This is a genomic window from uncultured Oribacterium sp., from assembly GCF_902481605.1.
GTDB lineage: Bacteria > Bacillota > Clostridia > Lachnospirales > Lachnospiraceae > Oribacterium > Oribacterium sinus.
Genome location: NZ_CABSXI010000020.1, coordinates 25068 through 36119, shown reverse-complemented (window position 1 = coordinate 36119; position 11052 = coordinate 25068). Strand labels below are relative to the sequence as shown.

Sequence of the window (11052 nt, the reverse complement as noted above, 5' to 3'; positions counted from 1 at the left end):
CCCGCATAGCGGGTGGTTTTTTGTATCAGAGCTAACATTTTTCAAATGTCAGCTCTGATACTGGCTAAAGTCCATTAATAAAAAAAGCGGAAAATGCTGTTCTATCTCAGCAATTTCCGCTTTTTTACTTCCTTCTCTCTACGCACAAATCCTTTCGTAGCGTTCGGAAGACAGCGTTTCCAGCATAAAGGAATAGGGATCCAGAATCCCCTCGGACAGCATGGAAAAGATTTGCGGAGAAGCACCGGACACTAGGGCTACTCCCTGCTCATTTTTCGTGACAGGCTGTTGCAGGTTTCTACTTTCCACGTTCCAAAATACAATTTGCGGAAGCTTGTAGCCATACTTTGCAAACTTCTTTTTTGCGCACTCAAAATTCGTCATTTCCGCATGGTTCGCACAATAATCGAATTCCATGTCCGAAATAATATAGAGTTTTTCAGGAATTTCCTCCTGCTTTGCCTTGTTTTGAATGGCTGTATTCAGAATTAAATCAAAGGTTCTCTGTAAATCCGTATTGGCACATTCATTAAAGCTCATGCAGTATCTAAGTTTTTCTACAATATCCTTTCCCTTAACTTCTATCAGTCTGGGATTTTCGGAAAAGGTAATAAAATGATTATGGAAACAGCCCTTGTTGTGCTCTGCAAAATAAATCCCCAAAGACTGTGCCACTGCAGCAGGAATATATTCTCCGTACCAATACATGGATGCGGATCCATCCACTACAGCAAGGGCATTTTCCGCTCCTGTATAGTCGGGAAGAGCCTTCCAGGTGATGTCCATAGAACGACGATCCCATTTGGAGATGGCTACTCTCTCCTTATCTTTATTAATAATCGGTGCTACGACATCATAGGGCGTCAAGGTTCCTGTATTCATTACAGATGGATTCTTTTCTGCCTTCTCTAAAAAGGCAGAGTATCTTTCCCTGTCATTTCTAAGAAAAGCCAGTCTGTACTTATATAAAGCCTTAGAGGGCTGCTTCTCATAGGAAAAGGAGTAATCCTTCTCCCGAAGATAATTCTCCATCAGCTTTATTTCCGCCCGCAGTGAAACAAGGACTTTACGATACTCTGTATCGCTAAATCCCAAAGCTTTCGCAAGCTTCTTGGCAGTTTTAACGCTGTCTTTATTGCTGGTATTCACGGAAGGAAGCCATTTGGCGAGTAAAGAAACACTCTCTCCGATTTTCAGGGCAGCAAGATCCTTATCCAACTGCTCTTTTATGAAGCTAAGCATATCCTTTTCGCAAGGCCCGCCCAAAAGGGAAAGAAGGTCATCAAATCTTCCGTACTCCGGAACATTTGTGATATTCTTTCGAACAGACTCCGCCTCATGAAGAGAAAGCCACTTCCATATAGACCGAAACACTCTTCTCTCTCCAAGGCCACCTCGAATGTCTCTTGCGAAGAAAAGAATCTTCATTGCCATATTGTTATCTTCCGTATAGGCCTTGATAAATCGGGAAATGATTTCATTGTCCTCAGCATTTCGCAAAGCACCAATGGTGGCAAAAAGATCCAGACAGTAAGAGTTTGTGCTCCTGTTTGTAAGAGCGCCATTCTCCGTATATGTCAGATTCTCTTCTTTTCTTAAGTCCTCTAAAAACATTGCTCCTACCTCCTTTTAAAAAGAAACAGCCACAAGATACTTTGTAAGGTAAGGGGTATTCGCCCCTTCCAGCAGGGGGAGTTGCACCCCCGAAAGCGCTCGGACCTTAGTAACCCCTGGAGTACAATTCTCCAACAATCCTACGCCCCCGGAAGCTCCGGGACCTTAGCCTCGCGCCGGCTATCTCAGCCAAATATCGCCATGACATTTTTTTGCTGTAGGTATCTTTCCGACTGTTTTACTTTGCTTATGGAATAATCCTAAGCTATACAAGACACACCGGACTAACCGCCCGCATTTGATCTAATTCCAAATATGATTGTTTGCTGTATGTGTCTTTCGTGCCTTTATGATATACCGATTTTTAGGAGATAAAAAGCTGAGGAATATAAATAATTTTCAACCCCAAATTTATTGTATAGACACTGTATCTTCGTTATTATTATGATATTTAACAAGTCCATTGTGGGGGATTTAATTAGGAGATTTTTCTTTTAAGAAGGTGGGAATTATGACAGAGAAGTACAAAATATATATTCCGGAAGAGATGAGATTACGTCTTTTGAATGATGCGGAGCTCTTTGATTTTTATAAGAAGGACGGCTCGGTGAATCTGAATGGATTTTTAAAGGAGCTTTTGCTCCAATATTTTGATGAATATCGTGAAACAAAGGAAAGGCTCCTCGATACTATTTTATCCGACCTCAGTGCATTTTCTTCTATTTCCCGTGAAGACGCCGATGCCATCGCGGATAAAATCATGAACAGCTATATGCGAAATACGGAATTCAAGAGCGAGCGAAACGCTGCCATCACTTTGACGGTCAGCGGACGCTCTTTGGACATTATGCATTCTATTGAAAATAATATGCTCTCTCGGGTTTCTCTCTCCCAGTATCTTAATGACTTTTTCAGCTCCTACCTATCTATTTCCAGAAAAGACCGTGAGAGAATTCTCTTTCAGGATATCTTTGAGGAGTTAAACACTGCCATTCGAAAAAATAGTATTATCCGTTTTACTTCCACTTCCGCTCCAAAAGTTATTTTTACGGTTCAACCTTATTGTATTGCCGCATCCAAAGAGGAGCAGTGTAATTATCTTCTTTGCTTAGACAACGAAACCGGTATACCCAGATCCTTCCGTATCTCAAGAATTCGTGCCTTATATAGCTCTTCCGATAAATTCATTCCGAATGAAAGCCGAAAACTGGAGCTCCGGGAAATTGCCGGAAGAAGTCCTCAATCCACATCCAAAGGAATTGAAGCCGAAGTCCGCTTAACGGAAAAGGGCCTGCAAAAGTTTCATTTCATTACTAAAAACAGGCCGGATGTATTAAAAAAAGAAGGAAATACTCTTTATTTTAACTGGCCAAAAACACAGTTGGAAGAATATTTCCATCGCTTCGGAAAAGAGGCAGTGATTCTTTCTCCGGATGATTGTCGGGAGTCCATGCGAATCTTTTACAAAAAAGCATGGGAAGCATATCGGAAGAAGGAGAAGGGGGAATAAAAATCAATAGGCTTTTCTATGCAAGGCAGGCCTAAATATAGGGCGAGTTTAGATCCCCCATTTTCAGACCTATCCTACATAAAGACTCTTCTTTTTTTGATCTTATTCTCTCTACTCTATCCCTTCTATTTTGCAAAGCCCGATTTCTTTCAGTCCTCTATCATACAGGGCGGTGAGACACAGCTCTCCGCAAATGTTGTGTAAGCTATGCTTTGTCATGCCTCTTGGCATAATAACATCCGTATATTCCCGCTTATTAAGAGAAAATAGCTTCTGCTTTCCCTTCCAATCGTCATTGTTAAAAAGCGGTGTGAGAATCAGATAATCCGAATGGGTGAAAGTTCCGTTCACCCCGGACTTTTTTCCGCCTGCTTTCAACTGTTCCGACTCCAAGAGCTTTTCCTTTACCTTGCCCTCAGGGGAAATTTTTGCCAGCGCATAATAGTCCATTCCCCATTTGTTCACTGAGCCTGTGCTTTCTCCCGAAGTATAGGCATAAAGTACATCATTTGCCATTTTTAAACTGTCGATTTTCGGAGCGTCCTTCGTCCTGTTATCATGGTGGGTAAAGGCATTTTTCTCTATTTCCGAAAAGCATTTCCACTTGGCTTCTTTTTTTACAGGATCAAAGTCTAAAAGGGCAAAACATCGGGACAGACCGTAATAAACGTCCTTTTCAAAGCAGACAGGAACCAATCTGCCGTCTGAAACCGTCTGAAAATACCGCTCTCTTGCATTGTCCGACAGCACTTTGCTAAAGGGCAAAAATCCATTCTTAATCGGGATAATTTCCGGCGAAGAAAAATCTCCGGTAAAATAGACAATTTCTTTCTTGGCTTTGATTACCCCGAAGTTGTCCCTGTAGGAAAAAAGTACCGGATCATTTTCTCGGTCAAGGAAATCTTCCCCAAGCTCTATTTCTTGTATGCCGGTTTCGGATAGGACTAGAACAGAGTAGGCTCCCGGGGCTTCTTCCTTCCTTGTTAAAATGAGTGCTCTTACCCTTTGCTCCGGACGCGCGTGAGAAAAAAAGGCATTTTCCTCCTCTATCGTTTCAGCACCCTGCGTTAGAGCTCTTTCTCCTGAAAGAAAGCCTGTGCTGTACACATAGGTATATGCATTTTCCGGCTTGTATTTTTGTATAAGGCTTAGTTTTAAAGCTGCCATGCTATTCCTCACTATTTTCGTTATCTGCCTCTGTGTTTTTCTTTTTTCTTCGCTTGCTTCAGCATAAATTGCCGTTCTTCCTCGATGCGTTTTTGTTCTCTGTTTTTTTCTTTACGCTTTTGTTTGTTCTCTTCATGCTGTAAACTTAACGCCTGTTGCGACTTCGTCCCGATGCCAGCACGCTGCAATTGTTTTTTGACCTCTCTTTGTGCTCTTTTCGGATTCTGTTTTCTTTCCTTGACTTGCGTTTTGACTTCCGGACTGAATTTCAGCTCATAAAAATGCTTTAAGATAAAATCACGTACCTCCAAGTCCTTGGGCTCTGCACCGAAAGTCACCTTCGCAACGGATAGGCGATTTCCCTCTGTTTTCTCAAAAATGCCCACCCAAAAAGCGCCTTCAAAAAGCACTGTCATTTGACAAGTCATCTTGTCCATATTTGTCCCTCCTAAATTGCTTTATGGACAAAGAATGGACAACCCGGAGGGGAAGGTTACTTACCACAAGATTCTGTGACGGCCGGGCTACCTACCGGCTCTGGCATACTTCTCTGTATGCGTTGCGTTTTTATCTTTGCTGTGTACATAACATAATCGATGAAATTTCTTCCATCGCCTTCTATCATAACGATGGAAAAATATATTGACAATGCTTTCTTTTTCTTTTGTATCAACTGACAAAATTTTTACTCTATTCTCAATTAATAAGATATCTCCCGCTTCTCCCGTACTGTTTCCTATAACACAAACTCGAAAAATTCCGGCGGAATTCCACCTTTATTTTTCGAGTTAAATACCATTAAAAAAGTATCTTGAGCTTTTCACACGATACTTTTCATGAATTAAATCAGCAAACTATTGCCATCTAATAAAAATTCCTTAACTCCCATCATCAGATATCCGTTTTCGTCATAGCGAGGCTTCATACTTTTTTCTACGATAATGATTTTCTTAAAGGAATCCATGGTGCGCTCAAAGGATTTGCATTCCTGCTCATACTTTTCCTTATCGGGAATGGCATAGGCAGACTGAATATAATACTTCTTACTTCCTAAGGTAGCAATGAAATCGATTTCCCTCTGCACCCGAATCTCTTTCCCATTGGTATCCTTTTCCCTAGATTCCACGGTTCCCACATCTACCTGATAGCCCCTGTATCGCAATTCATTGTAAATGATGTTCTCCATTATATGAGTTTCTTCGATCTGCCGAAATGACAGTCGGGCATTTCGAAGACCCAAATCTTCAAAATAGATTTTATAAGGGGTTCCGATATACTTTCGCCCTTTCACATTATATCTTTTTACCCGCGAGAGCATAAATGCTTCTTCCCCATAGGTGATGTATTTATCCACTGTTGCATCACTGATATTCATCCCATGAACAGAATTCATCGTTGCAGCAATTTTTCTTGGATTGGTAAGGGTGGAAATGCCTGAGGCAATGACGTCAATTACTTCTCCCAAGGCGCTTTCATCCTGTACCGAATATCTGGCCACGATATCCCGAAGATACACGTTCTTCATTTGGGATATTAAATAATTGGTCTTTTGCTCTTCCGTATTCATCAGCACAACCGCCGGAAGCCCTCCGTAAACGGAGTAATCATCATAGGCTTCGCTTTTATCTCCCTCTTTGAATGCATAGTATTCGGAAAAAGATAAAGGCAGCACGTGTACTTCATCCCCTCTTCCCTCAAATTCAGTTAAAATGTCCTTTGACAGAAACTTGGAATTACTGCCTGTTACGTAAACATCAACATTTTGCTTCCGAAGGAACCCATTCAGTACTGATTCAAAAGCTCCCAGCTTCTGCACCTCGTCCAGCAAAAGGTAATACATGCCTTCACCACGAATCTGTGGCATCAGCCAGGTAAGAAATCGGGAGGGATCCACCTTGCGCTCTTCTTTTTCATTATCCAATACGATGGGATCTTCTCCAATCTTTAATAAATCCTCCGCTGTATCAAAGGCGAATCGGATAATGTGGTTCTCTCCTACCCCTTCCGAAAGTAAATGCTTATAGAATAAAGTATTCAGTAAATACGACTTCCCGCAGCGTCTGATTCCGGTAATCACTTTAATGAAGCAATTGTGTTTCCTGACAATAAGTCGATTAAGGTACACATCTCTATTGATTTCCATCTTGATCTCCATTTCATGTTTTTGCCGTAAACGGCAGTTTTATAAAATAGTGTACTCATTATTTGGAGAATTCGCAAGAGATGCATTTCACATTTTTGCCGTAAACGGCACTTTTATAATATACGTAGAAAATTAAAATGAGATAATAGCTTTTGGTAGAAGAATTACTGCGCTGTTAAAAGCATTTCTATATACCACAGATGATTTTATTCCTCCCCCAATACCTTTTTCTGCCAGCTTCGTCTTCCACAGACCGGGCACTTCATATATCTTGCCCGACCCTTGTGCATGGATAGAATGACCTTACTGTAAGAGGGCACATAGCAATGATGACAGCACCCGCATTCATAGTACCCGGCTTTCTGTTCAATGCCAACTGCGATAAAGCTTACCAGTAAAATCATCATAAGGGCAAAGGCGGAGAGTACCATTCTCAGCCAGAAGGGCATCACCAGGAAGGATGCCAAAAGGATTAAGACTGAGCCGGAGAGCACTGCCGAGAATCCCATCCAGTATTCCAGCTTAAGGGCTCTCCTGTCCCTTTCCTCCACTTCTCGTCTCATTGCGAGAAGATTCTCTTCTACTTGTTTACTATAGAATTCTGCCATGATTCTTTCGCCCGACAGGAGTTCGTTTACGTTGATTTTCAGAAATCCGCAAAGCTCCAGCATAATCCCGGAATCCGGCATAGACTTTCCGGTTTCCCATTTGGATACCGCTCGGTCACTGATACCAAGCTTTTCCGCAAGCTCTGCCTGGGTCATGCCCTCTTCCTTTCTGCAAGATGCTATAAATTTTCCGATTTTGATTTGATCCATATCAGACACCTCCTTTCACGGCATAAGCTTACAGGAAACCGCCAAAAATGACAGGAACCGGCGGTTGAGTTCTACCTATTCCACCGGCGGTTGAGTCTAAATTCTTCTCTATATTCAGCTTCTTCCCTTATTTAAACTTATTCCACCGGAATGGCAAGTAACGAGATACCACACGCTTTGCGAGCGATACTCGTTATAAATAAAAAACCGGCAGACTTCCTAAAGAAGTCGCCGGCTCTTATAGCCATTACATGGGTTTATAATGCAGTAAGGAAAGTTAATCCTCCTAAAATTACTCCCGCGGAGTTAGGAACAATAAGAATCCAATCCTTTTTCGGTTCCTTAGTCCATCCGTAAATAACCCAAATCAGGCAAGAAACTGCTGCAAATAGCGGCTGAAAAGGTTGAGCTTTGTCTCCCTGCAAGTTTGCGAAAATCTGGGGAATGTAAGCAATAAAAACAAAAATACCGATAAACGCTCCAATAGAACCTACAAAAAGATTGATTTTTTGCTTAGACATCTGCTGACTCCTTTCAATTGATACTTGTCGTAAAGTTGCTAAAAAATGTCAATTAGTTCCTTTTGCAACTGACGCCTTGTCAATTATAAGGAATTTTTGCTTTTTGTCAAATATTTTTTTATAGATTCTCTGCATGCAATGCAAAAATCTCCTTTATTCAGGTAATTCCCAATTTACTCCATTTTCCCCTAATCCCTTGATATAACGTGCCTTTTTTCTTTACAAAGGGCTTGATTCCCAGATGGAAAATAAAAAAATGAATTATGCTCTGAATAGGATAGTATTGCCTACGTTTTATTGCCCTGATAAAGCTTTGCGATACATAATCAATCTCCCCTTTTCTCTTCCTTATCATTCCCTCAAGGTCGTTAAAGCCGGCTTGAATCCGAAGCTGTCCGCTCAATCTTCCTCCGGAAAATAACACAAGATTCTTAAGAACTTTCAAAGTATCTTGACTTCCGTAATTTTCCCCGCTTGCCACCGCAATACAGTACTTTTTATAAAGCAGTTGTTCCATCACAAAATGTCCTCGATCTATAAAATCTTTCATTAATCCGGATACATTACTTGCGTAAGTTGGAGAACCCAAAACGATTCCGTCCACCTCTTCAATTCTTTTGGAGAGTAGCTCTGCATCATCCTCCATACAGCAATGTCCTGTTCTATAGCAATAGTTACAGCCGGTACAATGGGACATTTTCACTTCCCCCAGATTGTAAAATAGCACTTCTATACCTGCTCCCCGAAGATTTTCTTCAATCCTATGAAGCACTGCTGCCGTCACTCCATTTTTTCTCGGACTCCCATTGATGATTAAAACCTGCATTTTCTCCTCCAAAACTACTCACTTGTGTATCTTGCAAGGGCATGGTACTGTAGCATCAAAGGAAAGTAAATCATTTCAAAAAAGATACACAATCTTTGCTTTCTGTGTATTTTAGGAGAGTATGCTATGAAGAAAAGCCAAAATCCATCCGCTGTACGGTCAAGGCAGGAAATTTCCACAGCTTTACTCAAGCTAATGCAAGAGTATCCCTATGCAGAAATCTCCGTAAAGCAGATTATTATGGAAACAAGCTTTGCAAGAAAAACCTTTTACCTGAACTTTCGTTCCAAGGACGATGTACTGGAGTCCATTCTGAACGAATTAATCGGGGAATATACTGCGGCACTTTCCAAGGCAAATGAAAAAAATAATCCTGCCGGAACTAAATATCTTGATGAAGCTATCTCTGTTGATACGACCGGAAAGGTTGACACTATTACCAATCCACTCTCCGTGATTTTCTCCTTCTGCGATAAAAACAAAGACCTTCTTTCCTTACTGCACAAAAGTAAAATGCTGTATCTGCTCCTGCTTCGTTTAAATGAATTTCTTCCGGAATACAGCAAAACAGAGGATATGAGCAGCAACCCATTTGTAAAGCTTATGGGGGAACTGGAGCCGGACTACCTCATTGCCTTTAATGTGGGAGCCATCTGGAATGTGCTTTTCAAATGGATTGACCGGGGAATGGTGGATTCTTTGGACAGCATTCAAGAGACATTGAAAAAATATTTGAAGCGGATAAGCGTCTAGGGATTCTGCCTCCTCTCTTCTATTTTCCATCCTATTATCCAAGCAAGAACCAGAAGATAATTCTCCACAGCACCGATTAAATTTACAATTTGATGCACTTTAAGATAATGGACAAAATGATTGCTTCCGATACCGATTCCTCCAAGGATCAGAGCAAGTAAAATGGACTTTAGATAGGTCCAATTGTAGTGCCTATATGCCGTAATCAATATGACCAAAACGGCAATATTCCAAAAGCCGATTTCTCTCTGCCATCCTATAGAAATGCCATACGCGGCGTGCCTTCCCATATATTCCGGTGCAAAAATCTGTAGTATTGCCGCACCGGATATCGCTATGATAAGAATGATAAACAGCACACGCAGGAAAAGATTCATTTTTTTCTGATGCATTGACTTAGCCTCCTTAAATTCATAGATTGCCTTTAGCTTCCGTAAATTACACATTACCATTACACACTCCGATTCCTCTATTCCGTTCTCTTTTCCAGTTCTTTGATAGCCGGAAAACGAAGGAGTGTAACTGCCACAAGGGAAAGCAAGACGCCAGAAATTCCAATCATCATCGCAGCTCCCCGCCCGACACCCATTCCGCCCAGACTACCGAGACCATCTGCGGCTAAGCCGGAAACTGCATAGGCAATAACATAGCCTAGCTGCGAGAGAAAGCCTATAAATCCCCAAGCTCTACCCTGTAAAGCATCCGGTATATTTGTCCTGCAAAGATAATCCATGCAGTTGTTGCAAAGAGGCAAGGTAGCAAAGAAAAAGAAACCAAATATACCGATGCTGACCAGATTTTCAAATATTGACATGCCAATCATAAAGATTCCCGCCATAAAAAAGGAGATTTGAAGAACTTTTCCATATTCTTTCTTAATGCCGAAACCTCCGAGAAGTATTCCCGATACAAGCATCCCACTTGCACATAGGGTTTCTACAATGCCCAGCACCTTGGAGTCTGAAAAAGAAAGAATCATCGGCTCAACAAGAATTTGCAAAGTCCCAAGAAACAGGGTAATCAGAGAAGAACACAGGACAAGCACAAAAACGCCTTTCTCTATGTGGATTGCTCTCCAGCCTTCTTTCATACTTTCCAAAAATGACTGCTTCTCTGTGGGCTGTTTTGCTTTTATTCCTCGCCTTACAATAAAGGTCGTTGTAATCGTAACAAAGAAGGTAGATACATCAATGAGCAGCAACAGGGAAATGTCATGATATGCCAGCAATAGGCCTGCTATAACGGGCGAGAACAGATATCTGGCACTTCCTGCCAAAGACACTAATCCGGAGGCTTTGGAAAACTCCTCCTTGGATAATAAATCCGTGATCGTTGCTCTGTAAGAAGGATCTAAAAGGGAAGAAAATATGGCACTGATGAACACGCCTATACATATCTGAACGAGGTTCGCTTCTCCTCGTAGCATGCAGAGGAAAATGTAAAGGATGCCAAGTCCTGAAAAACCGTCTCCAATCATCATCAGAACTCTTCTATCGTAACGGTCAGCCAACACTCCTGCCGGAACAGTAAAAAGAAGGGTAGGCAGAAATCCAAGTAAAGTCACCAATGCCATTCCTGCCGCACTGCCTGTTTTTTGAAAGACATAAACCCCAAGTCCAAAAGAAGTGAGTCCGCCACCTATAGACGATATGAGCTCCCCAATCCAAAGAAGGAGGAACTTTTTCATTCCGGAACTCATC

At 41.5% G+C, this 11052-nt stretch carries 11 protein-coding genes; 2 read left to right on the top strand and 9 right to left on the bottom strand.

Going from position 1 to position 11052, the window contains the following annotated elements; genetic code table 11:
• Positions 1-138 precede the first annotated feature (138 nt).
• Positions 139-1614 (bottom strand): DUF2828 family protein, encoded by a 1476-nt coding sequence (locus RDQ32_RS05285; RefSeq protein WP_308579387.1) that lies wholly within the window; start codon positions 1612-1614, stop codon positions 139-141.
• Positions 1615-2125: 511 nt separating this feature from the next.
• On the opposite strand from RDQ32_RS05285, the gene RDQ32_RS05280 reads away from it, so the two are divergent.
• Positions 2126-3124: a WYL domain-containing protein gene (locus tag RDQ32_RS05280; protein ID WP_007157309.1), complete on the top strand. Its 999-nt coding sequence runs from the start codon at positions 2126-2128 to the stop codon at positions 3122-3124.
• A gap of 111 nt (positions 3125-3235) precedes the next feature.
• Here RDQ32_RS05280 and RDQ32_RS05275 read toward each other — a convergent pair whose 3' ends face one another.
• The 6 genes from RDQ32_RS05275 to RDQ32_RS05250 form a co-directional block, all read right to left on the bottom strand.
• Positions 3236-4291, bottom strand: coding sequence for a hypothetical protein (locus RDQ32_RS05275; RefSeq protein WP_308579386.1), 1056 nt, complete (start codon positions 4289-4291; stop codon positions 3236-3238).
• Between the two features lie 20 nt (positions 4292-4311).
• Entirely contained in the window at positions 4312-4728 is a 417-nt protein-coding gene (locus RDQ32_RS05270) for a YjdF family protein (protein WP_007157312.1), read from the bottom strand.
• Positions 4729-5132: 404 nt separating this feature from the next.
• Positions 5133-6434, bottom strand: a complete 1302-nt coding sequence (locus RDQ32_RS05265) for an ATP-binding protein (protein WP_040648838.1) — start codon at positions 6432-6434, stop codon at positions 5133-5135.
• Positions 6435-6640: 206 nt separating this feature from the next.
• Positions 6641-7252 carry a helix-turn-helix transcriptional regulator gene (locus RDQ32_RS05260; protein WP_308579384.1) on the bottom strand — a complete coding sequence of 204 codons (612 nt, stop codon included), beginning with the start codon at positions 7250-7252 and terminating at the stop codon, positions 6641-6643.
• Between the two features lie 257 nt (positions 7253-7509).
• Positions 7510-7773: a SemiSWEET family transporter gene (locus RDQ32_RS05255; RefSeq protein ID WP_308579383.1), complete on the bottom strand. Its 264-nt coding sequence runs from the start codon at positions 7771-7773 to the stop codon at positions 7510-7512.
• Positions 7774-7930: 157 nt separating this feature from the next.
• Positions 7931-8599 carry a flavodoxin family protein gene (locus tag RDQ32_RS05250; RefSeq protein WP_308579382.1) on the bottom strand — a complete coding sequence of 223 codons (669 nt, stop codon included), beginning with the start codon at positions 8597-8599 and terminating at the stop codon, positions 7931-7933.
• 126 nt (positions 8600-8725) lie between these two features.
• On the opposite strand from RDQ32_RS05250, the gene RDQ32_RS05245 reads away from it, so the two are divergent.
• Positions 8726-9352, top strand: coding sequence for a TetR/AcrR family transcriptional regulator (locus tag RDQ32_RS05245; protein WP_308579381.1), 627 nt, complete (start codon positions 8726-8728; stop codon positions 9350-9352).
• Here the strand turns inward: RDQ32_RS05245 and RDQ32_RS05240 are convergent.
• Positions 9349-9744 (bottom strand): hypothetical protein, encoded by a 396-nt coding sequence (locus tag RDQ32_RS05240; RefSeq protein WP_308579380.1) that lies wholly within the window; start codon positions 9742-9744, stop codon positions 9349-9351. The two genes, RDQ32_RS05245 and RDQ32_RS05240, sit on opposite strands and share 4 nt — an antisense overlap.
• 77 nt (positions 9745-9821) lie before the next feature.
• Positions 9822-11051, bottom strand: coding sequence for an MFS transporter (locus RDQ32_RS05235; protein ID WP_007157320.1), 1230 nt, complete (start codon positions 11049-11051; stop codon positions 9822-9824).
• Position 11052 lies beyond the last annotated feature (1 nt).

What these genes read in the sequence shown, in the direction of transcription:
- RDQ32_RS05285 (WP_308579387.1), bottom strand. Translation starts at nt 1,614, where the DNA reads ATGTTTTTAGAGGACTTAAGAAAAGAAGAGAATCTGACATATACGGAG.
- RDQ32_RS05280 (WP_007157309.1), top strand. Translation starts at nt 2,126, where the DNA reads ATGACAGAGAAGTACAAAATATATATTCCGGAAGAGATGAGATTACGT.
- RDQ32_RS05275 (WP_308579386.1), bottom strand. Translation starts at nt 4,291, where the DNA reads ATGGCAGCTTTAAAACTAAGCCTTATACAAAAATACAAGCCGGAAAAT.
- RDQ32_RS05270 (WP_007157312.1), bottom strand. Translation starts at nt 4,728, where the DNA reads ATGGACAAGATGACTTGTCAAATGACAGTGCTTTTTGAAGGCGCTTTT.
- RDQ32_RS05265 (WP_040648838.1), bottom strand. Translation starts at nt 6,434, where the DNA reads ATGGAAATCAATAGAGATGTGTACCTTAATCGACTTATTGTCAGGAAA.
- RDQ32_RS05260 (WP_308579384.1), bottom strand. Translation starts at nt 7,252, where the DNA reads ATGGATCAAATCAAAATCGGAAAATTTATAGCATCTTGCAGAAAGGAA.
- RDQ32_RS05255 (WP_308579383.1), bottom strand. Translation starts at nt 7,773, where the DNA reads ATGTCTAAGCAAAAAATCAATCTTTTTGTAGGTTCTATTGGAGCGTTT.
- RDQ32_RS05250 (WP_308579382.1), bottom strand. Translation starts at nt 8,599, where the DNA reads ATGCAGGTTTTAATCATCAATGGGAGTCCGAGAAAAAATGGAGTGACG.
- RDQ32_RS05245 (WP_308579381.1), top strand. Translation starts at nt 8,726, where the DNA reads ATGAAGAAAAGCCAAAATCCATCCGCTGTACGGTCAAGGCAGGAAATT.
- RDQ32_RS05240 (WP_308579380.1), bottom strand. Translation starts at nt 9,744, where the DNA reads ATGCATCAGAAAAAAATGAATCTTTTCCTGCGTGTGCTGTTTATCATT.
- RDQ32_RS05235 (WP_007157320.1), bottom strand. Translation starts at nt 11,051, where the DNA reads ATGAGTTCCGGAATGAAAAAGTTCCTCCTTCTTTGGATTGGGGAGCTC.